17 protein-coding genes are annotated in these 26,716 nt (G+C 63.8%); 9 read left to right on the top strand and 8 right to left on the bottom strand.

Features of this window, described 5'->3' with window-relative positions; translation table 11 throughout:
- Nucleotides 1-12 precede the first annotated feature (12 nt).
- The 9 genes from C1A38_RS11310 to dbpB (C1A38_RS11350) all read left to right on the top strand — a co-directional run bounded on the left by C1A38_RS11310 (nucleotide 13) and on the right by dbpB (C1A38_RS11350) (nucleotide 9,122).
- Nucleotides 13-669, top strand: coding sequence for a hypothetical protein (locus tag C1A38_RS11310; RefSeq protein WP_102657800.1), 657 nt, complete (start codon nucleotides 13-15; stop codon nucleotides 667-669).
- 33 nt (nucleotides 670-702) lie between these two features.
- A complete protein-coding gene (locus C1A38_RS11315) occupies nucleotides 703-1,605 on the top strand; it encodes a cellulose binding domain-containing protein (protein ID WP_102657801.1) in 903 nt (300 codons plus the stop codon).
- Nucleotides 1,606-2,856: 1,251 nt separating this feature from the next.
- Complete coding sequence (gene queC, locus C1A38_RS11320) at nucleotides 2,857-3,555, top strand: 7-cyano-7-deazaguanine synthase QueC (protein ID WP_102657802.1); 699 nt, start codon at nucleotides 2,857-2,859, stop codon at nucleotides 3,553-3,555.
- Nucleotides 3,471-4,199: a 7-carboxy-7-deazaguanine synthase gene (gene queE / locus C1A38_RS11325; RefSeq protein ID WP_233196768.1), complete on the top strand. Its 729-nt coding sequence runs from the start codon at nucleotides 3,471-3,473 to the stop codon at nucleotides 4,197-4,199. The genes queC and queE overlap by 85 nt, the downstream gene beginning before the upstream one ends.
- Nucleotides 4,199-4,558 carry a 6-carboxytetrahydropterin synthase QueD gene (gene queD, locus C1A38_RS11330; RefSeq protein ID WP_102657804.1) on the top strand — a complete coding sequence of 120 codons (360 nt, stop codon included), beginning with the start codon at nucleotides 4,199-4,201 and terminating at the stop codon, nucleotides 4,556-4,558. The genes queE and queD overlap by 1 nt, the downstream gene beginning before the upstream one ends.
- Nucleotides 4,555-5,559 (top strand): hypothetical protein, encoded by a 1,005-nt coding sequence (locus tag C1A38_RS11335; RefSeq protein ID WP_233196769.1) that lies wholly within the window; start codon nucleotides 4,555-4,557, stop codon nucleotides 5,557-5,559. Before queD ends, C1A38_RS11335 begins: the two co-directional genes overlap by 4 nt.
- 41 nt (nucleotides 5,560-5,600) lie before the next feature.
- On the top strand, nucleotides 5,601-6,701 hold the full coding sequence (gene dbpB / locus C1A38_RS11340) for a DGQHR domain-containing protein DpdB (RefSeq protein WP_233196770.1): 1,101 nt from the start codon (nucleotides 5,601-5,603) through the stop codon (nucleotides 6,699-6,701).
- On the top strand, nucleotides 6,698-7,939 hold the full coding sequence (gene dpdA, locus C1A38_RS11345) for a tRNA-guanine transglycosylase DpdA (RefSeq protein WP_102657806.1): 1,242 nt from the start codon (nucleotides 6,698-6,700) through the stop codon (nucleotides 7,937-7,939). The genes dbpB (C1A38_RS11340) and dpdA overlap by 4 nt, the downstream gene beginning before the upstream one ends.
- Entirely contained in the window at nucleotides 7,923-9,122 is a 1,200-nt protein-coding gene (gene dbpB / locus C1A38_RS11350; protein ID WP_102657807.1) for a DGQHR domain-containing protein DpdB, read from the top strand. The genes dpdA and dbpB (C1A38_RS11350) overlap by 17 nt, the downstream gene beginning before the upstream one ends.
- A gap of 112 nt (nucleotides 9,123-9,234) precedes the next feature.
- Here the strand turns inward: dbpB (C1A38_RS11350) and dpdD are convergent, their stop codons facing one another.
- Genes dpdD through dpdE form a run of 8 tightly spaced genes read right to left on the bottom strand, consistent with a single transcriptional unit; the run spans nucleotide 9,235 to nucleotide 26,706 of the window.
- Nucleotides 9,235-11,391 (bottom strand): protein DpdD, encoded by a 2,157-nt coding sequence (gene dpdD, locus C1A38_RS11355; RefSeq protein ID WP_102657808.1) that lies wholly within the window; start codon nucleotides 11,389-11,391, stop codon nucleotides 9,235-9,237.
- Complete coding sequence (gene dpdK / locus C1A38_RS11360) at nucleotides 11,388-11,918, bottom strand: phospholipase D-like domain-containing protein DpdK (protein ID WP_102657809.1); 531 nt, start codon at nucleotides 11,916-11,918, stop codon at nucleotides 11,388-11,390. Before dpdK ends, dpdD begins: the two co-directional genes overlap by 4 nt.
- Nucleotides 11,915-16,342, bottom strand: a complete 4,428-nt coding sequence (gene dpdJ / locus C1A38_RS11365) for a protein DpdJ (protein ID WP_158244885.1) — start codon at nucleotides 16,340-16,342, stop codon at nucleotides 11,915-11,917. The genes dpdK and dpdJ overlap by 4 nt, the downstream gene beginning before the upstream one ends.
- Complete coding sequence (locus C1A38_RS30790; protein ID WP_146017518.1) at nucleotides 16,335-17,024, bottom strand: hypothetical protein; 690 nt, start codon at nucleotides 17,022-17,024, stop codon at nucleotides 16,335-16,337. The genes dpdJ and C1A38_RS30790 overlap by 8 nt, the downstream gene beginning before the upstream one ends.
- A complete protein-coding gene (locus tag C1A38_RS30795; RefSeq protein WP_146017519.1) occupies nucleotides 17,017-20,094 on the bottom strand; it encodes an ATP-binding protein in 3,078 nt (1,025 codons plus the stop codon). Before C1A38_RS30795 ends, C1A38_RS30790 begins: the two co-directional genes overlap by 8 nt.
- Entirely contained in the window at nucleotides 20,091-21,002 is a 912-nt protein-coding gene (dpdG, locus tag C1A38_RS30800; RefSeq protein ID WP_146017520.1) for a protein DpdG, read from the bottom strand. Before dpdG ends, C1A38_RS30795 begins: the two co-directional genes overlap by 4 nt.
- The gene (gene dpdF, locus C1A38_RS11390; RefSeq protein WP_102657815.1) at nucleotides 20,990-23,542 is read right to left on the bottom strand and encodes a protein DpdF; all 2,553 of its coding nucleotides are present in this window, start codon (nucleotides 23,540-23,542) and stop codon (nucleotides 20,990-20,992) included. Before dpdF ends, dpdG begins: the two co-directional genes overlap by 13 nt.
- Nucleotides 23,539-26,706, bottom strand: coding sequence for a protein DpdE (gene dpdE, locus C1A38_RS11395; RefSeq protein ID WP_102657816.1), 3,168 nt, complete (start codon nucleotides 26,704-26,706; stop codon nucleotides 23,539-23,541). The genes dpdF and dpdE overlap by 4 nt, the downstream gene beginning before the upstream one ends.
- Nucleotides 26,707-26,716 lie beyond the last annotated feature (10 nt).

A 26,716-nucleotide genomic window follows, 5' to 3' on the forward strand; every position in this document is an offset into this window, starting at 1 on the left:
GACGATCAACCGATGCGACCAGAGCACCCGCAGCACGTACCCGATCGCGCCGGCCCGTCCGGCGTCGAGGGCAGGTGGCAGGTCGTCCGCTGGCGGCGCGCCCTGGCGGTTCCCGCACCGCTGATCGCGATGGTTCTCGGCGCCGCGATGGCCACCCAATGGGAGGTCGGCGGCGGCCGAGACATCTGGTCCCTACCCGCTCCGGCGCGATGGATGGCCGAGAACCTCCCGTTGTTCGCGGGGTCGGAGCCGGCGTGGATCTGGCACGGGCCCTTCTTCGTCTCGATGCTGCTGACGCTGCCGCTCGTCTGGACGGTGACCCGCCACGCCACCGCGGCACCTCGACGCCTCACCAGGTACGGGCTCCTCGCCGCGACCATCGCGATCGGCCTCGAATACAACAGCCCCGGGTACGGGTGGGTGTTCGACCTCGTGGCCCTGTTGACGGCGCTGGTGGGCACCGTCTGGTGCGGGGTGCAGGGGCTGCGTCGCGGGGTGCTGCCACGCCGGGTCGCGTGGGCGCTCGTCGCCGCACTGCCGCTGACGCCACCGGCCGGCTTCCTCACGTTCTGGTACCTGCCGCCCGGCCTGACCATGGGCATCCTGCTCGCCTGGGCGGCTGCCGCCATCGCCGCCGGTCGCGACGAGCGCGACACCCCTAACCATTGATAAACATGCATGTAACTCTCTAGCATTCTCACCATGCGTGCTCGTCGCTTCACCCTCGTCGCGTTCCTCGCCGCCACGCTGGGGCTCACCGGCACGGCCATCGCGTACGCGGCCGACGACCCGGTCATCCTCACCACCCCCGGCGCACCGGTGGTGGTGACCAACGAGCCGCACCTGCTCACCCTGAGCTGGGCACCATCGACCTGGATCGGCGAGCCCGGCGCGACGCCCATCCGGCACGAGGTCCGGGCGTGGCTCGGCCCCAACACCTACCGCAGCCTCGGCACCACCACCGGCACCGAGCTCACGCTCACCGACCCGGCACCCGGCACCGAATACCGGCTCACCGTCTGGGCCTCCACCAACGGCGGATACTCCCTCGACTCACCGCAGATTCCGGTGCGCACCGCGTACGGGAAGGCCAGAGTGAGCTACCACAACATGGACTGGTCACCCACCGACAACCAGATCCAGCACGCCCTCCAGATCGTCAACACGGGCACCACCCCGCTGGACCTGACCGAGGTGCGGGTGCGTTACCACGTGACGTTCGAGGGCGGGAACACCTCACTTGTCACCAACTGCGACTGGGCCGCGATCGGCTGCGCCAACGTACAACGCCACGTCCAGTTCTTCCCGCTGCCCCAACCGCCACCGCCGCCGACCCGCACTCCGACCCCGACTCCGACTCGGACGGTCCTGCCGCCGCACGGTACGTCGATCCCCGGCTGGATCGAGCTGACCTTCGCCAGCGGGACACTGGCCCCCGGCGCCTCGACCGGCCCCATCCAGCTACGCCACCACCGCCAAAACTGGACGGCCATCGACGAGCGCGACGACCCCAGCTGGCAGCAGAGCACCGGCGGCTGGACCGAGAACAGCCGCATCACCCTCGACGTCAACGGCACCCGCGAATACGGCGACACCAACGCGTAAACCGCTTCCGTTCGCAGTCGTGGGCCAGGCGGCGGCTACGACCAGCGCCCGAGGGCTCCTCTACCATCCACCGGCTGACAGAGCCTTGAAGCCCTTGAGGTTTGTCGCTGAGCTTGACGATATCCACCAGGATGTCGAGCTTCGTCCGGGTCAGCAGGGTGGAATCGATGCTGGTGGCGTAGCCGCCGTCGCCCACACGAAGGCGACGGTGGTGAAACGCCTCGGCAGCCGTGCCAGGATCCGTCGGCCACCGGGGTGTTGTTGACGGAGGCGGAGGTGATCACCACCGGGATCAGTCCCGTCCCGTCAACGACCAGATGCCGTTTGCGGCCGGTGGTCTTCTTGCCAATGTCGAACCGCGAGACTCTCCGCCTTCACTCGATTTGATCGATGAGCGTCCAGCACCGCGGCCGTCGGCTCCGGCTCCCGACGGCCGCCACCCGAACCCGCCGACGAAGCTCGTAGTGAACCCGGCTCCATGTCCCGTCCTTGCGCCACGTCGTGAACCGGCTATGCGCCGCATCCGGCGGCGCCTCACGCGGCATCATCCGCTACGCAACTCAGCCGCGGCACGCAGAAGATCGAGTCGAGGATCAGTCAATCGTCGTAGATCCGAGGCGCCTGCCGCCGTTGCGCAGGTCACGCACCGGTAGCAGCGACGCGAGGACTACCCACATCACAGCCGGTCAGACTCGGCGGATAGCATGAACGGGCGTCATGCCCGCGGCGATTTGTTGTACAGACACTAAGATCATGGCTGGGATGATTTACCTTTCGAGCACCCCACATCGACGCATCTCGCCATAACAAGTGGAATCGAGCCGGTTACCGAGAGTTTCTCAAGGGCACGTGGCATGGATGGCGCCGATATGGACTCCGACGTGGCGGCGTACCTTGCCAGGAAGCTCATGCCAGTTGTGGTGGCGGCGCGGCATGCAGGGCCCTCCGGACAACGAGCGACAGTGTCTGGCCGAGACTTTCGTAAGGTCGACCCGGCCGTCCCAAGCCACGGGGTTGGCGCCCTGACTAACCGTCAAGCAGCAGGCGGGTCCCTCGCCTGTCGCTGGTCAGACTGCACAGCGTGTCGCAGGCCTTACCCACAGCCGATGGTTCGGGGGACACACCTTGATGCCTTCCAACAGCACACAGTAATCGGGTAACCTGACGCATCCTACGAGCGAAAAACTGCACCCGGCTGACCCAGCAGGGCACTGCAGTTTTTCGGCCACCCGAGGAAGCAAGGAGCCTCAAATGTCAGCAGTCAAGCCTCAGGCGGTGGTGCTGCTGAGCGGCGGCCTGGACTCGGCCACGGCCCTTGCTGTGGCCATGAACGAGGGGTTTGAGGCCAACGCGCTCAGCTTCAGGTATGGACAGCGGCATACGGTGGAACTGGGAGCGGCCGCACGGGTCGCCAAGGCACTAGGGGCTACCCGCCATGTGGTCGCCGACATCGATCTCCGGGTCTTTGGCGGTTCTGCGCTGACCGACGACGATTTCGCGGTGCCTCACCACGACAGCGCAGATGAGATCGGGAGCGAAATCCCTGTGACGTACGTGCCCGCGCGGAACACGATCTTTCTCTCGTTTGCGCTTGCCTGGGCCGAGACGCTTGGATCGTCGGACATATATATCGGAGTCAGCGCCCTTGACTACAGTGGCTACCCCGACTGCCGGCCGGAGTACATCGAGGCCTACGAGCATATGGCGAACCTTGCCACCAAGGCGGGCGTCGAGGGCCGCCAGCGGATGAAGATCCACACCCCGCTCATCCACCTAACGAAGGCGGACACTATCCGGTTGGGCCTCAGTCTAGGTGTGGACTACGCGCTCACGCATAGTTGCTACGACCCTGTCAACGGCCAGCCGTGCGGCAGTTGCGACTCTTGCCTGCTGCGTACCCGCGGCTTCGCCGAACTCGGCATGTCGGATCCCGTCGGCGGCGCATCTTGAGGTCTGCGTACCGCGTCAAGGAGATCTTTTACACCCTTCAGGGCGAGGGTAAACATGCCGGGCGGGCTGCCGTCTTTTGCCGGTTCACCAGTTGCAATCTCTGGACGGGTAGGGAGAAAGACCGCCGCCGGGCCATCTGTCAGTTCTGTGATACCGACTTTGTTGGGACCGACGGGCCGGGAGGAGGACAGTTTCGATCAGCTAAGGACCTAGCCGCCGCAGTGGCCAAGACTTGGGCGGGCGCAACCCACTCGAGGGGTAAGCCGTACGTCGTCTGCACCGGTGGCGAACCGTTGCTGCAACTCGACACCGCTGCCGTCGAGGCGTTCCACGAGGAAGGCTTTGAAGTCGCCATCGAGACCAATGGAACGCGACCCGCACCGACCGGAATCGATTGGACCTGCGTCAGTCCGAAGGCGGGAACAGACCTGATTCTCAAGCGAGGCGACGAACTCAAGCTCGTGTATCCCCAGCGCGGTGCAGAGCCTGAACGATTCGAAGGCTTGGACTTCGATCATTTCCTCCTGCAACCGATGGACGGACCTAACCAGGCAGCGAACACCCGGGCCGCTATCAACTACTGCCTTGCTCACCCGCAATGGGCGTTGAGCCTTCAGACGCACAAGTACATCGGGATTGCTTGATGGAAATCTTCCGTGAGTTTACCTTCGAAGCCGCTCATCGTCTGCCACTTGTGCCTGAGGGGCACAAGTGTGCTCGTCTCCACGGCCACTCCTACCGTGTTGAACTGCACGTGCGAGGCGAGGTGGAGGCGTCGTCGGGTTGGGTGATGGACTTCGGTGACATCAAGGCGGCGTTCCGCCCCATCCTGAATCAACTTGACCACTACTACCTGAACGAGGTGCCAGGCCTCGAGAACCCAACCAGCGAAGTACTGGCCCAGTGGATCTGGACGAGACTCGTCGATCAGTTACCACTGTCCGCCGTCGTGGTCAGAGAGACCTGCACGTCGGGTGCGGTCTATCGAGGCGATGCCTCATGACGGAGGCATCTTCCGACGAGCATCCCCTGGGTGTCACCGTCGATGGCAGCGAGCCATTGCAGGCGTCACCGCGCGTTCATATCATTGTCACCTGCGCAAACCGCAAGAATCTGACGGTACCCGCAGCTCTGCATGTAGGAGCCCTCTCGAATTACCCTCTCAAGCAGAAGCTCACGGAGTGGATCCGCAGGCTGTCCGAACCCGGCCCGCCCTCAACTACCGCTACAGCGCTCTATGCTGGCGAACATTGGGCGGCGGCGCGCTCACTGGCCAAGCTGGCAAGCGTCGAGGCGAGACTCTGGGTGTGTTCTGCGGGTTACGGCTTGATACCCGCCACCGCATACGTACGCCCCTATGCTGCGACTTTCGCATTACGGGAGGGAGACTCGGTCGGACGGAGTTTGATCGACAACCGCGACTGGTGGTACAGGTTGAGCGAGTGGGTCGGCCCGGAACCCGGCAAACCGCGGTCGCTCTCCGACCTCGCACGATCGAACCCTGACGACATGATCATCGCCGTCCTGTCTGACGCATACCTGCGAGCGTGCAGTGATGACCTGCGAGCAGCGGCGGGGCAACTACACGACCCGCAACGACTGGCAGTCATCGGGCCGGCCCAGTCGGATCCGGAACTGAACGAACTCATAGTCGGCGTGACGGCCCGCATGAGATCGGCAGTCGGCGGTAGTCTCCTCGCCCTCAATGTCCGGGTCGCACAGCGGCTCGTGAGCGGCCTGACCTTGGATCCTACCACTCAACGCCGCTCCTACCTCCGGAACTTGGCACGGGAACTGGCAGCCACAGCCCCCAAACCGACACCGCAGGCCCGCGGCGAGCGCATGACCGACGAAGAGGTCCGGGCCTTCATCCGACCACTGGCGGCATCGGGGCCAGCCTCAGCAACACGCCTACTCCGACAACTACGGGACTCCGGTAAGTCATGTGAGCAAGCGCGCTTCAAGCAACTGTTCGATGAGATCTCGCTGGAAGTGCCCTTCTGATGCCGCCCCCATACGACTCAAAGACCATCGCACGCCGTGCCTTGCGAATCGCCCAGCCGGGCACCCCTGCCCTCTATCTCTTTGCGTTGCAGGCGGAAGAGGTCCTGCAAATCGCAGACATCTCCCGGGTCAGCCGCGACGACGCCGGGAAGTTGATTGGCTACCAACGCCCACAGGTGCGGAAGCACATACAAGAGATCGTCGAGTACCTCGACACCGAGGCCGCTGTCTTCCCCAATCCCATCATCCTGGCTCTCTCGTCCAACGTCCGGTTCCAGTCGAGCAGGGGACCCGGTGCCGGCGACGGACTCGCCACCTCCGGGCTACTCAGTATCCCTTTGCCGCAATCCGGCAAGCCGAAGCCCGCATGGATCGTCGACGGACAGCAGCGAGCCCTCGCGCTGTCCCGTACCCAACGGCAGCAGTTTCCGGTGCCAGTAACCGCGTTTGTGGCGGACAGTGTCGGTGTTCAACGCGACCAGTTCCTCCGCATCAACAACACCCGTCCACTGCCGCGTGGTCTGGTGACCGAACTCCTGCCCGAGGTCGACAGTCCGCTACCTCCCCGACTCGCCATACGGAAGGCGCCCTCGGCACTGTGCGACGTACTAAACGCCGACAAGGCATCTCCCTTCTGCGGGCTGATCAAGAGGGCGTCGACCGACCGGCAGAAAGCACCGAACGCGGTGATCACCGACACCGTCGTCGTCGAGATGATCCAGGAAAGCCTCACCTCACCGGCCGGCTGCCTCTTCCCCTACCGCGACGTCACCCGCAACGAGACCGACTTCGACGGCATCCTCCAGGCGCTCTACACCTATTGGTCAGCGGTCCGGGATACCTTCCCCGACGCATGGGGCAAGCCGCCCACCAAGAGCCGCCTAATGCACGGGGCAGGCATACGGGCCATGGGAAGGCTGATGGATAGGGTGTTGGGCACGGTGGATCCCCGACTCCCCGAGGCCCCGGAACTGGTCAGCAAGCACCTTGCGGTGATCGTGCCGCACTGCCAGTGGACGGCAGGAAGATGGAACGAACTGCACCTCCGCTGGAACGAGATTGAGAACGTATCCCGCCATGTGCAGGAATTGTCCAATTACCTCATCCGCGTCTACCTGAACGAACGGGCGGGAATCCGATGAAGTTTTTCTTCCCTGACAGCCAAGACCAGGTAGACCCTACATTTGACTTCCTCAGCGAGGAACGCGACCCATTCCGCGTCCGTCAACGGGACGATCTCTACGCCCACGAAGTGTTGAAACCGCCGCCATTCAACGGCCTCCTGGTCTCCAAGGCCATCGTGGACGGGACCGCAGGATCCAGCACCGGCAAGTACACACTGCCCCAGCGCCACCGCCTGTACCGCGAAGGGGCACGGAAGTTCTTCCGCCTCGATAATGGCAGTGCTCCGTTGAGGATCATGGGCGACTGTGGAGCCTTCTCTTACGTCGGCGAAGAGTATCCGCCCTACACTGTCGAAGAAGTAATCAGCTTCTACGAAGGGTGCGGCTTCGACTACGGAATCTCCGTCGACCATGTCATCTTCCAATACGAGCCGAAGGTCCTTCGTACCGATGAGGCAGCCAGGGAGTGGGTCCGCCGGCAGCAGATAACGCTCGAACTTGCCGCGGAATTCTGGCAGCGCTGTTCAGCAAGCGACGTTCACTTTACGCCCCTCGGGGTGACCCAGGGTTGGAGCCCGGAGTCATACTCCTATGCGGTGGTAGAACTACAGCGCATCGGGTATCGACGAATCGCGGTCGGGGGCATGGTCCCGCTGAAGACGAAGGAGATCCTCGCCTGCCTCCGCGCCATCGACGATGTACGAGAGCCTGACACGCAATTGCACCTCCTGGGCATCAGCCGCGTCGATGAAATCCCGACTTTCGCAGGCCATGGGGTGACGAGTTTCGACAGCACGTCTCCCTTCCGGCAGGCCTTTAAGGATGACCGGGACAACTACTACGCACTCGACCGGACCTACGTGGCGCTTCGCGTCCCCCAAGTCGACGGGAACGCGAAGCTCAAGGCACGGATTCGTTCCGGCGAGATCAGCCAAGGGCGGGCTATGCAGTTGGAACGTGCCGCACTCACACACCTCCGCGAATTCGATAGGGGCGAGGTCAGCGTGGAGGTCGCACTGGAGGCGCTCATGGCCTACAGCTCCGTGTGGGACGGCAAGGCGGACAGGAGCAACCAGTACCGCGACACACTCGAGAATCGACCATGGCAGTCCTGCGACTGCTCGATCTGCAACAAGGCCGGCATCGAAACAATCGTCTTCCGTGGAGCGGAACGCAACAAGCGTCGCGGCTTCCACAACCTACATGTATTCGGGCAGCGATTGCGCCGGCAGCTTGGAGATGACGACCGTGACTAACCAGGGAGACGAGAGCACCATGGCAAAGAGCCACCGGAGGACGCTACGTCTACCGGCTCTCGAGATCACGCAGGGGCCGAATCGCCGCCTCTACACCTTCGCGGTGGACGGCAAGCAAGTCCCGTCCTTCGCCGCCGTCTCCCGGGTCCGACGCGACAGCCAACAGCAACTGCACGGCTACCAACGGCCCGAGGTGCTGGCGCACGTGGCGGCGATTCGCCGCTACGTAGAGTCCGACGACAGCCCTCTACTGCCCAACGCGATCGTCGTCGCCTTCGACGATCGGGTTCGCTTCGTCCCAGCCGACGCCGAAACCGACGGCCCCGGCTACGTCCGTGCGGGCACTCTCCTCGTGCCCGTAAGCGACGGCTGGGAGGACGCCGACAAGCCTGGGTTCATCGTGGACGGCCAGCAGCGTTGCGCGGCAATCCGCGACGCGGACGTGGCAGCCTTCCCGATCTGTGTCACCGCCTTCATCACTGCCGATCAGGCAGACCACCGGTCACAGTTCATCCTCGTCAACTCCACCAAGCCGCTTCCCAAGGGCCTGATCCATGAGTTGCTCCCCGCCGCGTCCGGCCCCCTGCCCAACCAATTACGCGTGCGGCAACTCCCCGCGACGGTTCTCGAGCGGCTCAACTTCGACGAGCGGTCGCCGCTGCGTCATATGATTCAAACGCCAACGAATCCGACGGGCGTCATCAAAGACAACTCCATGCTGCGCATGCTTGAGAACAGCATCTCGGATGGGGTCCTGTACCGGTTCCGCGGAAGCGACAGCACCCTGCCCAACATTGGTCTGATGGTAACCGTGCTAAGTGACTTCTGGACAGCAGTGCGGGAAGTGTTCGGTGAGGATGCGTGGGGCAAACCACCTCGCAAGTCGCGATTGATGCACGGCGCCGGCATTATCAGCATGGGCTACCTGATGGATGCCATCGCCGACACGAACGGCAGTGGCGAGGATGTACCAGATACTCAGGGATTCGCCACGGGACTGAAGACCGTCAAGGATTACTGCCGCTGGACCGAAGGCACGTGGGATCTGGGTGACGGCATTCCGCGTCGCTGGAACGACGTTCAGAACACGCCTCGCGACATTCAAAGGATCACGGATTTCCTAGTCTCGAAATACTACGCAAAGCAGGGGAAACGACACGACCGGTCGAGTCGGCTTTTTTGAGTCGACTTACTCAGCTAGAGCGCTGGCGCGGCCCCAAGCTTTTAGCGCGCCAATACCGCGCCAGCGCAAACTTCCTCGGATACAGCCAACAGCACGCGAACGAACTGTGACACTATCTGCTCATCGAAGCCACAGAGAGCGACTGCTCCAACGCCTGCAGGAATGCCGTCACCCCTCGGCCCTGAGGCAGAATCTGCATGTTCCTCGCGCGCACTGCGTCGATGGCACCGGTGGCCGCATGTGATGCATGCGAGGTGTCCACAATTAGATAGTCAGCGCGACGAGCGAGCGATTGGAGTGCAGTGGTGGACACGGTGTCGGCATTTCCCTCAACTGCCCTAGGCGAACAAAGTCGAGATAGGCGTTTTTCCAGCGATTCCGCAGCTCGCGGCAGAAGGGAATAGAGCCCTATTGTCCGGCCGTCAAGCTGGCGCCATATTTTCTCTGTCTCCCCCGCCGGCTCTTGCACGATCTGAAGTGGCAGGCCAAGCTCTTCGGCCAGCGCCTGCAACTCTGAGCGTTGCCTCAAGCTAAGCCGCTTCTGGAAGTCCTGCCCTCTGCTCAGAACCTCGATTACGACTGCAGCTCGGCTGTCCGTGTTTGGGGCAGGAGCACTCAGCAGGACCTCGGCGAGAGCAAGCGCCCAGTCGAAAACAATCGGTGATGCCACCCGCCGCCAGACACTGGCCACTTGGTGCAGCAACTCCCGATAACGAGCCGCCGCTGGCGCCGCCTGTAGCAACTGGTCAAGCAGAATCAGGTATGCCTCACGTACCGGCCCGCTCATGTTCTGCTGGTCCGCTAGCACTTCTAGGACAGTGTCACAAAACTCTGCCCCCTGTCCTGTCTTAGCGGCATCGGCAGCGGCCAGGCACAGGAGATCAAGAACCATGGCCATCTGATCTGCGTTGACACCTGCCCAGGCATCCAACACGTCGTCCGCGAGTTCGATGAGCTTGGAAGCCGGAATCGTTCGCAGGCTTTCCCACTGTGCGTGCTGCGTACGGAGGACCTCCGCCGCTTCGGGCCAGCGTTCGTCCCGGCTCAACCGCGCACACCAGTCGATCCAGCCGTCACAGGCCCCGTCGACGAGGCGGGAAAGGTCATCGACATCCCTGCGTAGCCGACGGTTGAGGCTTAACCGTTCCTGCTGAACGAGTGCCTGGACAATCTCAAGTACAGCGGAGCCGTTGCCGCTGTCCTGCTTGTCGAGGATGGCCTGTACAGCGAATTCGGCGATGTCGGGTTCGGCGGTGTTGAGGAAGGCCTGAATGACCGCATCGTACTGCCCGTCCTCGAACAACGCTCGAGCGTCGCCGCCGCAACTCGTTGTCGGCTGCGTTGCAGGCTGGGCGATCGCTGCTAAGCGGTACAGGCGCTCGCGTTCGACGCCGTCAGCGGCGCGCAGCAGTCGTTGAAATCGGGCACCGTCACCCCGCGTCAATGCGTCGACCGCCGCGACCCCACGGCCGCCGGGGGTGCCGGGTACATCGACCGCAGCTAGGAGGACACCGTAGCGGGCGGCAAGTTGGGCATCCTCGTATACCTGCTGTGGGGTGAGACCTGCCGTGCACAGCTCGGCTACCTCGGTCCACCAGAGCATTTCGAGGAGGACCTCGTTAACCCTACGGGACCGGCGCGTACGCAGCATTCCGGTCAGATACGGCAGCGCTCGGAGCTCGCGCCACCGCCCCAGTTCGCCGAGAAGTTCGGTGTTCAAGAATCGGAGGTTCTCGGCGCTGAGTTGTCCGGTGAGGCGAAGGTCCTCCAGCGCCTGATCGGCGAGTCGACTGTCCCGCTGCAATAGGGCAAGTCGGAAGTCACGCAGCAGGTCGACATGCGAGGGTCGGATCGGACGCACCCGCGCGTCCCGTCCCCTAACCGTCGCGACCGCATCCTCCAGGCGATCGAGTAGTTCCCCGGGGGTGACAGTGGCACGGCGGACGTATGACAACTGCACCAGGCCCGCCGCCTGCAGGGACCGATCGGACTGCGCCGCGCTTGGAGAGAACTGGACCGCCTCGATGGTCGCGGCCGCTGGACCGAGGAACGCCTGTAACACCTCGCGCCCCCGGCGCTGCCCCTCCCGGTCTTCGGACAGTAGATAGAATCCGGCAGGGTTGCGATGGAGTGGGACGACCAACCAGCCACTGGAGCCGCTGACCCAGTCCTTCGCCTGTCCCTCTACGAGCAACTCCACTCGCTGGCGCAGCCCTTTAAAGCGGGCCGCGTCTCCGACGCTGTGCTGCAGCGCCTCCAGCACCGTCACAGCACACCCCCAAAGCGGTCGAAGGCGTCCATCCGCGCCTGGGCTACATAGGAGGATTCGAGCCTTAACTCCACCTGCTCCTCGTTGAGGAGGATGCCCCTGTAGGTGATGTTCATACTGCCAACGAGGGCGTAGTCGTCGCCGGTCAGCGCTTTAGTGTGTAGACCGCGAGTGCCGTCCACGACCATTGTGACTTGGTCCTTGATCCGCCTATCCACGGTGAGCCGTTCGATGCGGCGGAGGAAGGTGTCGTTGTGAGCGTCGGACGTCGTGGCGATCACCACCCGCGTCCCTTCGGCAGCCAAGCTGGTGAGGACCTCAGCGAGCCGAATCCGTCGGCGTCCATAACAGGTCAGGGCCGAAAAGGTGCCACCGCGGTTGTCGACGACCTCAACGTCGGAGATCCACGGCGACACCAGCCACAGACACTTGCTGGGACTGACGAGTTCCGCAGCGATCAGAGCGCCGAGCACGTCTAGTACCTCGCTCGCGCTCTGCGCCTTGGATTTGCGAATCACCCTGTTCACGGCGCCTCCCGCAGCAGCACCCGGGCTTCCAGGAAGCGAATGGTCTTCCGTACGCCGAAAACCATCGGATGACACAGGAGCGCCCCGACTTCGACCGGTTCGGTTTGTAGCTCCAGGAGGACGGATCGCAGTACCGCCCCATCGCCGTGCTCGACCCGCAGCGCCACCTCACGGTGCTCGATCAGCATTTCGTGGAGTTCCTTACGCCGTTTGTCATCCCACGGCGCGACGTCGAACACGACCGGTCCGAGGTCCACGTGCTCCCGCACAAGGGGGAACGACGCCCCGAGGCGGGGAGCATAGGGGTTTGAGGAGATAGTCGGCTGGGCGGTCTGGCCCCATGGCCACAGCACGTTGGATACCGCGCGGGCCCGCCGCTGTGCAGTCACCCGGGCTCCAAGGTGCAGCACCTCGTCGAGGTCAACGTGGTCGGCCATCAGCGCCCCGAGCGTCCGTGTGCTCACCTCGATCCCAGTTTGCTCGGCAACCCGATCCCGCAGATCCAGCCACGAAGCGACCTCCGACAAGAGGCGAGGATGAGCACCAGGACCAGCAAGACGGGTGCTCAGCGCGGAGCGAGCCGCACCGCCCAGGGCCAGACCGTGCGCCTGTGCCGCCTCTTCCACGCGTTCGGTTGCTCGGGCGACGACAGCATGCCCTTTTGGCCAAGAGAGCCGCAGTTGGTCAAGCGCAGTCCGGACCTCAGCTGCCTCCGTGCGCACCAGCAGGCTGAGTTCCTCGTCCATCGTTTCGGTCTCCGACGGGATGAGGGCGTCCTCGAGCGCATGAGCGAACGCCTCCGGCATTTCTACGAGTAGCCGCTGGAACGCCTCAACGTGCCCTGTCCCACCGGGCGAGGGCTCCGAAATCCAGAACACGGCGTCGTCTTCGGGCGACATGTCCACCATGAGGTCATCGGTGTCGACCCCGGGACATAGCGCCGAGAGCGCGGCCAGGGCAAGTTGGGCCGCTGACAGGGTGAACCGCCTTCTCCACCAGGTGGCCCAAGCCGGTGACCGACCATTGCCCGTAATCTCGCGCAACGCGTCCTGCACAGCAGAGAGCACGGCGGGGTCGCCGAGCCAACTCTCCCAGCGTCGCTCGTCGTTTTCGTTCAGCTCGCCGGTTTCGTGGGCTGCGGTCAGCCCCAACGTCTCGGCTGCCTGCCGCAACCCACCCGCCAGGCCCGGCTGGTCCAACGGCTTCCCTCTGGTGACCTGATCAGATGTGGCTGCCAGCAATACCACGTCGACAAGGGTGTCTCGGTCGAAGACCGACATGTCGTTCGGGAGGTCAGCTTCGACCTCGAGCCGGTGACGTAGGCGCTGTGACCTTTCCTGGGGTGTGGGCGGCTGGATGTCGTCGGGGATCCTGACCCTGCCCTCCAAGGCGTCACACTGCACATCCACACCCACGGCTGCCGGCAGCCACCTCTGCTCTCCGGCAAGACCGAAGCTGAGGGTGACCGGTCGGGGCCGGGGCTCCCACACCGTCCCGCGTGCTGTCCTGGCGTACCGCACGCTCCGGATCCCACCGCCTTGGACGTGGAGGTGAGCAGTGAGCGCCTCGAGCAACCGGCTAGCTTCCCGCGCCAGCCGGACCGGGGAGCCAACGCCGAGGGTCGACACGTGAAACCGCCATTCGGGGCGGACGCTGGATGCGTCTCGGACGCTGTCCAAGACAGGCTCCAGGGTTGCTGCCACCGGCGAGTAGACGGCGACCCGGTCGTCGCCATCGTCGATCAGGTCTATCAGCACAGCACGGTAGGTGCTGCCCACGTCGACCAGCAATTCATGCTCCCCGGCAGCATGGGTAGGCAGCGGCAGCCAGTGTCGCTTGTTCGTCGCCCACACGCCGAAGTGCCTGCTCACGTTGCCCGGGCAGAATTCGTTCAGCACTCTCAGCGCCGAGAGGTGCGCGACCTCCACCTCGCCACCACGCCCCGGCACCTGCAACTCGACGTCCGGGACCAGGAGATCGTCGAAGAGATTGCCCGGCACAAACTGCCGCAGAGGGGTGCGCGTCCGCAGCCCGGCATCGTCGTCAAGTGGCTCCTCGCCACGCCACTGGTCCCGTAGTTGACGACGCATCGTCGGCACTACGGCCAGCAGCAGGGGCCTAGGCGCGTCCCATAAAAGAGTGTCGACCACAGAATCCGCCCACTCGCCCTTGCCGATGGCGAGCGCCTCCCGCAGATGACGCCGGAGCCGCTCTCGTTCCGGACCGGGCCGTAACAGCCGATCGAGCAGGGCCGACAGAGCAGCCTGTCGGCTACGCACCTCGGTCTGCTTCATTAGGTTCACACCGAACAGTGCCGAGGCAGGGCCTGCCAGGTCTTCCCAGGTGGAACCGCCGCCGGAGTAGTCCAACTCTATGGATAGCCAGTCGAGCAGTGCGTAGACCGCCTGGATTCTTAAAACGTAGAAGTTCTCGATGGGGAGGTTTCGCGGCGGAAGGTCCGGGTCGAACAGGGCGTCATAGGCCTCCCACGCTTGGCGATCCCGGCCCCAGTCGCTGAGTACCACCACTGTCCACGGCCGCATCGACGGCATACGTCCCGCACGACCCTTGCGCTGCAGGAACTGGGCGGCGTCGTGTGGTGCCTTGTGTTGGAGGACCGCGCCTACCCGGTCGTCGTCAAACCCGACCTCTAGGGTGGCGGTAGCGACGATCACCTGAGCTCCAGTGGCGACTCCCCGGTCCTGCGAGCTGGTGCGCCCGATCTCCAATGGTCGGTCCGCCTCGACACCATGACCAAGGTGGTCTGGCAGCCACCACCATTGCCCCTCCGGATCGCGGTCACCGGCGGCCTCCCGGCGGTCCGCTCCCAGCCTTCCCTGCTTTCCCCCGCGTAGGTGAGCGAGAGTCTGCGGCCGGCGTGTGAGCTTCCTTCCGGGCCACTTCCACCCTTCGGCGTCCAGCAGGTCCCAGTAGAGGCGGTTGGTGCTGTCAAGCTTGTCGGTGAAGGCGAATAGCCGACTCCCGAAGGCGCCGCCGGACGAGGGTGGTGGATTGAACGGGTCATCCGCGCTGGAGTCGAGGCAGCGGGCGAGCGCCATGCACGCCTGGATCGTGGTGGAGAGCGTGCCCGTTCCGGAATGCGGATCGTGGCGAAGCGCCAGGAGGTACTCAGCCCCTGACTCCTCCAACTCGCCGGCGTCTGGCTCAACGACCGTAACGGAGCTAGGCGGCAGGTCCACGAGTTGGGAGAAGAATTCCCCCGCATTCTGCAACGTCGCCGACAGGCCGACCCACACCGGAGTACGGCCCAACCGGTGTTTGAGCCGGCGCAGCAGGAGGGCGTTTTGCGCGCCAGCAGTGCCCTCATACGTGTGCACCTCGTCCAGTAGGACGGCGGCGAGGGTCGCCGGACGAACGCCGAACGCACCGAGGTTGCTTGGAGCAGCGAGTTGCCGGTTGAGCGACTCTGTCGTGCTGAGCATGAGATCGGCAGGCTGCTGCCGTGCACGATCGCGCGTCAACCTCAGGTACTTCCCCTCCACCTCCGCCTTGCAGGAGGAGGAGGTACAGACGAGCCGCTCGTCACCAGCACGGCAGTCAGCTTCGGGCCATACGAGTTCCGCGCCGCATTCGAGACACCGCAGGTACGGACAGACGTAGCCCTTTCCGCGCTTCTCCCAGCCCTCGGCCCAGCCCTTCTGCACGTGGTAGGCGGAGGCGGGGGTGGGACCAAACCAGGTGGCGACACTCAGCGTCGCGCCCCGCGAACGGCCGGTTTCGCCGAGGCGCTTCGCGTATCTCACCAGCGTGCGCAGTTGATCCTTGAGCAACTCGTTACGGGGATATAGGGCCAAAGCCAAGGTGCCGTGCGGGGACCCACTCCGCCTTGTGGCCGTTTGGTTCGCCAACCAACTGATCAACGGGAGGTAGAAAGCTAACGACTTCCCACTGCCGGTCCCAGCAGTAATCATCGCCCCCGCCTGCTGACCGCTGATCAGCGCCTCCAGCACCGTCACCGTGCTACGCCGCTGAAATCCGGACAATGTCACGGGGATGAGATGCCTTGCCGCGGCGAGGCCCGCCTGACCCAGCGCCCCGCGGATCTCCGCGAGCACCTGAATGGCGGCTACGTCCCGTTTGGGGCGCCTTCGTGGCCGATGGAGAAACCGATGATCCAAGACAAGCGGCCGGCCGTCGGTGACACGCCTACCCGGGAACGCCTGACGCAACGTGGCGAGCAGACGTACGGTCTCGGCCACGCGAGATCGGTAGCCGCCGTTCGGGGAGCGGATAACGAGCGCGGCGTCGAACAGTTCACGGAGCAGCGCGGTCGGTTCACCGTGGCCCGCCAGCAGCACCAGGAGTTCGTCTTCGGTCCACTCGGCGCCAACCGCTCCCCACGCGAGCAGTTCCGCCTCGCGTAGTTCGATGGTCGTGAGCGCATCGAGCGCCGGTTCACCCACTGTTGCCATCCTGAGGCCGCCCCGGCACCACCCGGAAATTGTGCAAAGCACTGTTGTCTACAAGCCAATTCCGCACTTCATCGTCGAGGAGATCAAGTGCGGCGCCGCCCCGTGTCGCTGCAGAGACAAACCCCTTCACCGCTGCAGGGAGCCGCTGCTCAAGGAGCGCCAGCAGTTCCGTGACCTCCGCGAGCACCCGCACCGAGTCAGCATCGGGCGACTTTCCCTGCAGCCGCGCCAGGTGGCCGAGAGCCCCGTCCATCTTGGGCGCCACATCTTCGAGACCCTCGACGCCGGCGAGCGCCTTCACCAGTTCCCGGAGTTCTACGGCATTCCCAGCCTGCGACGCCACATGATTGCTCCACCCGTCCCGTACAGCGTCTCGCACCCGGCTAATCAACCCGCTGAGTAGGCGTACGACTGAACCTAGTTGTCGTGCGTTCAGCTCGCGTTGTGCCGACCTCAGTTGGGTCCAGAGTTCCGGTATGGCGTCCACCCCGGTCCACCAGTCACCATGGCCGAGGGATGCAGCGCCCGCCAAAGCGGTGAGCTCCTGTAGGGCATCGTCGAGTTGCTCATCGAACTGGCCAAGTGCGTCAAGGTCGGCCTCCTGCCGCCGGGTGTCGCTGGCCTGGTCGACCGCTACGCGTGCCTCCCTGATCCACGTCGTGCCCTCAGCCATTCGCCGCCTCCGAGGTACTCAGCGCCTGCAGCAGGACCTCAACCTGACCGAGCTTCCGCCGCACCGTCGCCGACAAGTGGTCGAGATTGCCGGCCTGTCCTCCGCTGCGGGTGCACTCCTGGCGGGTCGCTGTAAGGGTTTGCCGGACGAGGTGGAGGTCCTTCGCTCCCAGCACCGCCTTTCGTGCCCAATGTTGGACGCGAAGTGCCTCTTGCACGGCTGACTCTCCGCGGTTTGGCTGCCAGTCAAGTGGAAGGTCAACTGGAAGGTCCTCGAGCCGGTCAAGCATGTTACTGAACGCGGACCAGCCGTCATGAGGACGGAACAGGTGGTTGGTAAGCGCTCGTTTTCCCACCTCCCTTGCGGCTTGGGCAACCGACCTCGGCGTATGCCCTTCGAGGCCATCTGCCAACTCCTTGACGGCTGCAGCAACTACCGCCAAGAAGCTTTCGGCTTCCTTGTCTATGACGGACAGCAGATCCCGTGCCGCCTTGGCGAGGACCGGCGCAGCGTCGACGTACCTCGTTGCCACCGTACTAAGGTTCTCTCCTGGTGCCCTGAGCACTCGTTGAAGCCCGGCCTCAAGCGCGGCGGCATCTATGAGCTGTGGTTTGCCTGTCGGCCCCTGTCGCACCGCGGCGAGTTGTCCTACTAGGTCAGTCGCTCGTACATCGCGAAGCACATCACGTGCCACGCTGTCTACCGCCGCCCAACCTGGCGTGCTCGTGGTGATGGCTCCAGCGGTACCAGCCAGCACAGCCCCGACGTCGCGAAGTTGGTCGGGCGAGACTCCAGTGGCGAGCAGTGCTACTGCTCGGACGCCCACCGCCGCGCACGCCAACTCCCGTCCACCGACGTACTCCCGAAATGCCGCTTGAACGAGCCCCGCCCAATAGTCCAGCCGCTCTTCGAGGCTGAGCATCATCTCAACCGGATCGTAGCCCACTGGCCACGGCCATCTGCCCTTGTCTGGGAGCCAGTGCCCATGGTCCACGAACCATCGTGCGGAAATCAGGACCCGGATGTCCTCCGCAATACGACTTAGTCCGAAGCTAAGTTTCCCGGTGCCGGCGGATCGACCACGAGCGTCTGGCCCAAAGTCAAACGTTTGCCGGCTGAGGAGGGTGCTCAAAATCTCAGCACCCGAACTGCTCGCAGTCGCAGTGTGGAATAGGTCCTGATCCAGGTCGAGACGCGAGGACACGAGGCGGTAAAGGATATCCCGGTAGAGGTCTACTTGGCTATCCGGAAGCCGCTCACCGTTCTGCCATTGAAAGAGGCCCGAGAGGGGACTTGGTTCCATCTGCGGGAGTTCCTCGCGCTGCTTTCGGGGGATGGCAGGCGGTCGCTGCTTCTGGCGTGCTGCGCCGCTGTCGAGCCTGAACGCCTCGGCAACAGCAGGCGGTAGAGGCTCTTCGTCTCCCCAAATCACAAGGGCTCGGTACAGTCGTTCTGCTTCATCACCGGTTCGACCGCCGAGCAGGACCTCCTTCCCCCGTAGAACTTTGAAGTCGAAACGTTCGCGCACGCGCTCGTGGGGATAGGTGCCGCGTGCGATGTGGGGTTCAGCCTCAACGAGCGCCTCTGAGACAGAGGTATCCAGGATCTGCCTCGGCGTTGCATGAGAGCCGCGGGCTTCAAGAGACCGCCGTAGTGCGATGTCGTTGTACGGGTACAGCCCAACCTCACCCAGTCCCGGAACGTCTATGCTGCCGAAGCCTGCGTGGCACTGACTGCGAAACCGGCACGGCAACCCCTCCTCGCGAATATCACAGGCGTTGGGAACCCAGTCCACTGTTCCACTACTGCGCGCGGAAGCCCAAGCGGACTCGACGTTCTTACGCCCGAGGCGGACAAGGTTCAGATAGCGAGCCACGAAGGCGTCTCGGTCCTTGACCGCGACGGCGCCAACCTTGAACTGATGCGTGATCCGCGTGTGTACCGTTTCTGGGAAGTCTGCGTAGCGGTGCTCTGTCACCGCAAATAGAACGCGTAGCGGAGCCAGGTCGGGCCCGGGTTGAATGACGAACTGGTCGTACAGTTCACCATCGACCAAGCCGAATTGGGCGAGGTCCTCGAAGAGAAGGACCAATTCGCGCCCCTGTTGGCGGAGCGCTTGCCGGGAACGCTGAAACAGCAGGCTGAGGGTCTCACCGGTGTGGTCGTACAGGCCGATAGTCCTGGGCAGAGCCTTGCGCAGTGCCTCATCCAACAGCCGCAACGCCGGTTCGGGATCCAGCGTAATCTGATCCCACAGGACGCGAAGGTTCCCGTTTCGACCCAGTTCTCGGCGTACACCCGGCACACGCAGTGGTAGATCTGAATCCTCGAAGCGCTCCTGCTGTTCGTCCCGTCGAGAGGTCTGCGCAAAGATGGACTGCACAACGCCGTCCAGTAAGCCCCCTGACCGGAGGAGGACCCGGTTAACCTGGGGTAGGGCCAAAAGATCAGCCAACCCGTCCCGCCGTTTCCCATTTTCATCTGGCTCTCCCAGGAGAGAGTTGCGCTCCTCCCTGGCACTCCGCCTGTCCGGGTCTTCGTCGTTACTTCCTGCTCTTGTCTCGAGCGTCCAGGTGAGGGCGAGCCGCATTTCCTCAAGCAGGCGGTCCTGCAACTCGGCAGGCGTCGTCCTCCCAACTGCCGCGTCGATGCGGCTCATCAGTTCCTGCCCGCCGCCACCGGGAAGACCTACCACGATACGCCGCAGTAACTCGCGGACGGTCTGCACTGCCCGTGGCACATAGAGGACGTGGTACCGAGGATCCGGGTCTAGGTGTGCGTTGACCCACCTGACCACATGACTCTTGCCCGCTCCAGACTCACCAGTGACCGCGATCAAGGTATTCCGATCGGGATCTCCAATGTGCGCCTGGAGTGCCGTCAGCACTTGGCGCTCGTCGGAGCCGTCGCCGGGAACCTGTTGGCCCTTGGGGTGTGACACGACCGTGGGCGCGTGCGCGGCGAGAAAGACTGCGTCTGCGTTGCTGGGCAATGCGCCGATGTCGGAGTAGACCGTTTGCCGCACGCCCGCGTTCGTCCAGCAACGGAAGCCCTTCATCGTGCTGGTCATTCGACCACCTCCGCAACATTTACCTGACCAATCCGCCAACTCTGGCCACCGATCTGCAGGACGGCTGCGGCGCTTGCGTCGGCGGATAGGGCGAGATCAAGCATTCCTCGACGTTTCAGTTTCTGTGCGGCTAGCGCAACCGATGCGGATATGCCATATGGTCGCGCACTGCCCTGCGGCAAGGCCGAAATGATGGCCGGATGGCCGAGCACCGGAAGGATCTCATGTAGTTGACGGAACCACTGCTCCGCACCTGCCTGCTGCGGCAGTTTGTCGAGTACGTCAAGCAGTGCCCTGGTGGGGTCTACCAGCAGGTAGGATTCCTGCCTGCCAACCTGTGCAACTGTCGCTACACCGAGTGATCGAGCCCACCGCCGAAAGGCTCCCCACTGCTCGCCGTTTTCAACGGCGTTGCGCATGCCCGCCTTATCGAACGCACTCTCCGGCCCCTTGTCCCAACTGCTCGAAAAGGGTTCTAGCGGATCCCGCTGCAAGAGCCAGGTTAGGGCGAGCGCAACGTCGGAGGGCCTGTTCCCGGCCCTAACCTCTTCCAGCGCTCGCGACGAGAGCAGTCGGAGGACGAGACTGCGGAAGATGCGGGAGTCTGCAGATGGGAGCTTCTCAACTTCCATTCGGATGCTGTCTCTGAGCTTCCATACGCGTCGTCCACGCCCGCTGCGTTCGCACTCGAACAGCCCCAAGTCCTCGCCGACGCTCAAAGATGAGGTGAGGACGTTGGATGCCTCGTCACCCGCTGATGAGACGCCACGCCTCTCGGCCACGGCCTCTGGCCGCAGCGCCTTCTGCAGATCGTTCTCTTCCACATCGCGGAGCTGCGTCGCCAGATATCGGCTGATCACCAGGAGGGCAGGAACGCTGGCGAGCATGTGCCGCTTCAGATAGTCCACGAATAACTCCCCAGGATGTGCAGGGCGGTGTCGGCATCGAGCGCCGGGAGATCCCGCCCCACCTCACTACTTCCGATGGTCGCCCCACTTGGCACCAGCAGCACATCGAATGCCGGAGGAGCGGCGAACCGCTGATACGATCGTGCTCGCGGGTTCAGCCAGGATCTCGGGATGCGGTGTCCTGGTGCCCAGACCACAAAGGCAGAGCAGGGCGTCAAATCACTCGGGGCAATAGGTGACGCGTCGACAAACAGCCAGTCACCGTCTTCTACCCGACTGCCAACAGCCCCGGCGATGTGCCGCACGCCTCGGCGGACCAATGCACGAGTGAGCCGGGGAACGACTCGCTCATGGTCGTTTGTCATAAGGAGGATGAGCCTGTCCCGCGCGCCCGACGCGTCAGCGAGGTCCTCGAGGTCGGCGGTCATACCGCTCGGAAGCGGCCAGGCCTGGGGAGGCCACGGCGGTCGTTCGTCCGCCCTGGCCTCTCCGCCAGCGCGGCAACCTGGGCAACGCCCACACGGCCAGGCGGGCTCGATGAAGTGGGTTGCCTGGCCGAATAGCGCGTCGAGGTCGTCATCTGGCCGGTACGACTGTGCGATCGCCTCGCAGGCACGGACGTCTCGCTTGGCGACCGACTCCATGAGTGCCAGGGCTCGAGTGGAACGCGCTACTTCCCGCTTCTGCCATGGCGTCCACTCCTGCGACCAGAACCGAGGGGTAGCGAGGTCGCCCTGAGTCAACTCCACGGCCGCCCAGTCGGCCTGCTGGTCGTCGCCCTCCCCGACCAACTCGGCCAGATCCTCCACGTCGACCTGAAAGCGGCCAAGCCGGCACAACTCTACGAGACCCTGAACGAGTTGGGCGTTCCAGCGACGGTTGTACGATCCCCGGGAGACACCGCGACTGCCTTCCAAGTCGAGGAAAGCTCTCCCACGCAACTCTCGGCGATGGCGCCAGAGGTCTAACCATCGCTCGCGAGCAGTATCGGCGGCGAGCACCGTGATCCCGAGACTTGCTGCCTCTCGACGGTCCTGCGGGGCGATCAGCAGCAGCGCTGCCGAGACATAGCCGTCGCGCCCGCCCCGACCCACCTCCTGGTACCACCGGTCCACCGTCTCGGGTAGGCATGCATGCACGACAGTACGAACATGTCCGTAATCGATCCCGAGGCCGAAGGCCGACGTGGCGACGACGAGGTCTATCTTGCTTGGATGACCATCGGTGGTACGGAGATCGGCCAACACCTGGGCGCGATCGTCAGATCTAGTCTCGCCTGTCACCATGGCAACCCGTCGATACCCCGCATCGCGCAGCCGAGTCAACCAGCGCTGGGCGGCTTCCGGAGAGGTGACATAGAGCACGGCTGGTCGCGGTAGGTGGGCCAGTGCCTCAAGCACCCACCCCTCACGCTGCTGATCGTCCTCGGCTGCGCTGATCCACATATCGGGCTCTGCCCGAAGGGAGTTGGCCGCGATCAAGGTGCACAGCTCCCCGGATCCGAAGAGTTTCCGCAGGTCCCGCAGCTCATGTGAACCCAGAGTGGCGCTGAGCAGCAGCGTCGTCGGGCTGGGGTGTCCTGCCTCGCCGGCTCGCCTTACAAGCTCGTCCCGAAGGTTGCCAAGCGTCCGGAACTCAGGGCGAAAGTCTCGCCCCCACTGTGTGACTAGATGTGCCTCGTCGACAACGAAGCCTCCGACGCGACCACCCGATGCCGCCTCGATCAGCAGTGAGCGCAGTGCCCGGCTGACGGACTCTGGCGAGGTGACGAGGATCGGTTGAGTGCCGTCAAGGACCCGACGCCGCAGTCTTTGCCTCAGATTCTGGTTCGTGCTGGCAGTCCACGCGAAGTGCAGGGCTGACTTGTCCACCCGGGAGTTCCTGCGCGCATAGTGATCTCGGAACCGGCGTTCGAAGTCGTAGGCCAGTGCCACAGTCGGCACGACGATGACGGTTACGGCGTCCGGGTACCGTGCCGCCAAGCAGAGCGCTACCTCGGTCTTGCCGGAGCCCGTGGGCAGCATGGCAATGATGCTGCTGCCGTCTGGAATCGACACTACGGCCCGGCAGGCGGCACGTTGGCCAGCCGTGCGGTAGCGCATATGCCCCGTAATGCGTTCGAAGAACGGATCGGCGGGCAGGTCGTCCTGGTGAAAGCGTTGCGCCAATTCCGTGCCAGCCGCAGCGGCGGCGTCCGGTGCGGCTCCCGACAGATCGAGCCACTTGGGCTGCCAGGCGGGCGCGAACCAGATGCCGCCCTCGACCTTTCGTAGGCCAACGATCTCAGCCACTCGGTCCAGCCGGGCGGAGATCTCTGGGGAGACGCTAACTCGTACGTTTCGATTGGCTACCAGAGACCACCGTCGCAGGAGATGTCGGACGAGTACGGCGAGGTCGAGATCAGCGCTCGTGGCGTCGCGGACAAGTTGCGCCACCCGAACATAGAGATCGTCCTCGAATACTAGTACGTCCATGGAGGGGGAGACGAGAAGCTGGCGAAGCAGTTCGTCCCGATCCGGTGGGGGCGAGTGCTCTGTCATGAGGATGGCCAGAGGACGATGCCGCCACAGGCTGTCATTGAGACAGCGGGTGTGCTGACGCCTTGCGTCAACGCCTGACCGATTGCTTCCTCGCGCTCAAGGTCCAGTTGGGCGCTCAGACGTTCAGTAGCTGACCGCAGCCGCTCCGATCTGGCACGCAGTACGGCGAGGCGAGCGCCTACCTCGTCATGTGCCCGCTCTGCTGCAGCCGCCGGCGCAGTCGCCAGCGTGGAGGAGGTTAGCAGGAGGTCTTGCGCGATCGCCCCAGCCATGTAGCAGAGCTGCTGCCAGTCAGGAAGAGCGAACAAAACCCTCTCCCACAGGTCGCCCCTCAACACCTGATCGGATCTCGGGTCGAACGGTAATCTCAGGACATCCCGCACCAGGTTTGCTGGCGCAGGACCGGAGGCCCCCGTCCAGGTACGAACCATGGTTGGCGGCAATAGCGCGTCGGCCCTCCGCCGCAAACGCCGGCGGTCAGCTCCGCTGGTGACCTGTACGTGCGAAGCGTCGAATTCCACCAGGAAATCGCAGTGCAGCCAAAGAGTAGGTACTTCGACCGCCGAGCACGCTCGGACGAAGGCGTATGCCCGTCCCCTCTCGTCTCTCTGAAAATATCCGGAGAGCCAGTCAACGAGGGGATCCCCGAGGCGGAGCAGAGCAGCACCTCTTCGGGCGATGGCAGCCTCGCGCGCGTACGCCCGGGGCCGTTTCAGTAACGGACGAAGTTCCTCTACAGCGTCCGCTGGAATTCCCTGGATTTCCGGTCCGAATTGCACCAGGCCCTTGTCCGGATCATCATACGCCCGAAGCCCGACACCTCCCCGCCTCCCGACAAGCCGTGAAAACGCCTCACGCAAGTCGGTGACGTCCTGCTCCGATTCGCGGAGTTCAAGCACAGACGCCTGATCGAAGTGCGATGGAAGGGCGCCGGATTCGACCTCCTCGAGAAGGTCGACCTCCTCGCGCTCCTCCTCAAGGTTAGCCCGCAATTCGGCTAGGTCAAACTCGAACGCTCGCCTGCCGGACTGCTGCAACCGCTGGGTGATTTCCTCCAGAAGTTCGGCCAACCTGTGCTGTAGCGTCGCCGCAGATTCCTCGAAGATTCCGATGCCGTCCGTTAGTAGCCGCAGGTGTGCGCTGACCCAGTCGCTGTCGGGTTCGATGAAGACCACGATCTCCGCAGCCCCGGGTCGCTGACTGTATCGATCCAGGCGCCCGATTCTCTGCTCCAGTCGATTCGGGTCGAGCGGTAAATCCAAGTTCACGAGCACGTGGGCATCCTGCAGATTCCTGCCCTCCTCGAGTGACTGGTCCCCGACCAGTACCTGGCCCTCTCGCCCTGACAAGAAGTTCCAGACAACCTCTTCGTGATCGCTCCGATCCGCACCGCCGAAGTGCCTGCCGACTCGGCCAGGCCAGCGACCGGCGGCGTGTTCGTAGAACTCTCGAGCAGTGTCGGGCGATGTCCCGAGGACCACCACCTTCAGGCCATGGTCAAGCCGATCTTGTACTACCTCTAGGCTAGAACGCAGGCGGACGTTTGTATCCATCAACTCCAGTCGAGCCACGGCCGCCTTCAGCAGGGGCCGGTCGTTCGGGGGTACGAAGCCGTCAGTCCCGGGCGACGCCGCGAGCCGTGACTGCAGGTGACGTAGGAGCGCCCGCGGCCCACCCAGCCCATTGAGGACGGCCTTCGCGTATGGATTTCGACTAGTTCGGGAGCCAAGATGCTCCCGGTATCGCTCCAGGAATGAATCAACTGCCGGACGGGCGGGATCGTTGAGTGGGACGAACACTGTTCGCCGGCCGGCCACTGGATACTCTTCGGTCGCCGGCGTATTCCTGCGATGCCGGACCATCCGCCTGCTGACACGGTAGGTCTCCCGCACATAGTTCGCCAACTCCGACCAACGGGGGGATGCGCCGTCCTCCTCCGATCGGCACCCCTGCACGAGGCGGAGAACAATCGGGTCTGTCCCGTGCACCAACTCCAGATTGTTTAGAACACTTAGACGGTGACGCCTAGCAGTTCGCGGCGAGGCGAGCAACTGAAGTCCCGTGGCTTCTCTCTCACGCTGTTCTACTCGCTGCCGAAATCCCTCAATGTCATCCCTCGGGAAGGCGACCGGATCAACAAGGTTTAGCAGGTTGAGGAACGTAGCATAATTCCTTCGCATCGGCGTCGCCGACACCAGCAGGAGGGCCTTGGTCTCCAGCAGATTCTGACGGAGGGCGGGCAACTGGTCGAGAAGATCAGCTACTCGATGAGCTTCGTCCACCACAACAAGCGCAAACTGGTCGAGTGAAGGACACTCCGCTAGTTGCTGGTGGGAGGCTAGCCGCAGCCTGCCCTCGTCGACCTCCGCATCGAGGAGGAACCGCTCATACAACTCCTCCTCCCATTGACTCGTCAACTCGGCTGGCGCGGAAACCAATACGGTTGCCTCGGGGTCGTCGAGGAGCATCTGGCGAATGACCAGACCGGATTCTATTGTCTTGCCAAGCCCGACCTCGTCTGCCAAAAGATAGCGCGGCACGGGATCTGCCAGAACCCTGGCTGCGGTATCGAGTTGGTGCTGGTAAAGGGCAATAGGGGCGGACAAGGCAGCGGTGAATCCGCGAGAAACACGGCGCTGGTGTATCAACTGGTCGAGGAACCGGTAACGCGCCTCGTAGTACTCGGGTGAATCACAAAATCCCTGCGCCACCGCGGCGGTGGGATCAGTCATTGGCCTGTTCCACCGCACCAACAGGTGCTGCTCTTCTAGGGGGATGTCCCCTGACACCCCCGGTAGCCGTACCAGGTATCGGCTGCGACTCAGATGGCCCGCTACCTCGCCTGCCATCCAGCCGTATACTGTGCTCCTAACCCACACTCGCGCTCCGTGGCTAAGCCTGGCTATGCGAACTCGGCCGACGGGTACCTTGCGGACCTCCTCGCGCACACCAGGCAAGTCGACGTAGCGGAGACGCGCATTTCCGCCCTCAATGGTCTCGCACCAGGCGAAGCCGTCATCGCTTTCAACATCGTAAACAATGCGCCCGACTAGGTGAGATTTACCCTGGTGTGTATTGCTCATATGCCGATCCCGAGCCGCGGAATTCGATGCTGGGGGCAGTCCGGACAAAGCTACCTTCCATCGATCGCCGATGTATGACATCGCTGTTCTT

The organism is Verrucosispora sp. ts21, from assembly GCF_002879555.1.
GTDB lineage: Bacteria > Actinomycetota > Actinomycetes > Mycobacteriales > Micromonosporaceae > Micromonospora > Micromonospora gifhornensis.

Coding starts and splice junctions, on each gene's coding strand:
- C1A38_RS11310 (WP_102657800.1), top strand. CDS start 13: ATGCGACCAGAGCACCCGCAGCACGTACCCGATCGCGCCGGCCCGTCC.
- C1A38_RS11315 (WP_102657801.1), top strand. CDS start 703: ATGCGTGCTCGTCGCTTCACCCTCGTCGCGTTCCTCGCCGCCACGCTG.
- queC (WP_102657802.1), top strand. CDS start 2,857: ATGTCAGCAGTCAAGCCTCAGGCGGTGGTGCTGCTGAGCGGCGGCCTG.
- queD (WP_102657804.1), top strand. CDS start 4,199: ATGGAAATCTTCCGTGAGTTTACCTTCGAAGCCGCTCATCGTCTGCCA.
- C1A38_RS11335 (WP_233196769.1), top strand. CDS start 4,555: ATGACGGAGGCATCTTCCGACGAGCATCCCCTGGGTGTCACCGTCGAT.
- dpdA (WP_102657806.1), top strand. CDS start 6,698: ATGAAGTTTTTCTTCCCTGACAGCCAAGACCAGGTAGACCCTACATTT.
- dbpB (WP_102657807.1), top strand. CDS start 7,923: ATGACGACCGTGACTAACCAGGGAGACGAGAGCACCATGGCAAAGAGC.
- C1A38_RS30790 (WP_146017518.1), bottom strand. CDS start 17,024: ATGGCTGAGGGCACGACGTGGATCAGGGAGGCACGCGTAGCGGTCGAC.
- C1A38_RS30795 (WP_146017519.1), bottom strand. CDS start 20,094: ATGACCAGCACGATGAAGGGCTTCCGTTGCTGGACGAACGCGGGCGTG.
- dpdF (WP_102657815.1), bottom strand. CDS start 23,542: ATGACAGAGCACTCGCCCCCACCGGATCGGGACGAACTGCTTCGCCAG.
- dpdE (WP_102657816.1), bottom strand. CDS start 26,706: ATGTCATACATCGGCGATCGATGGAAGGTAGCTTTGTCCGGACTGCCC.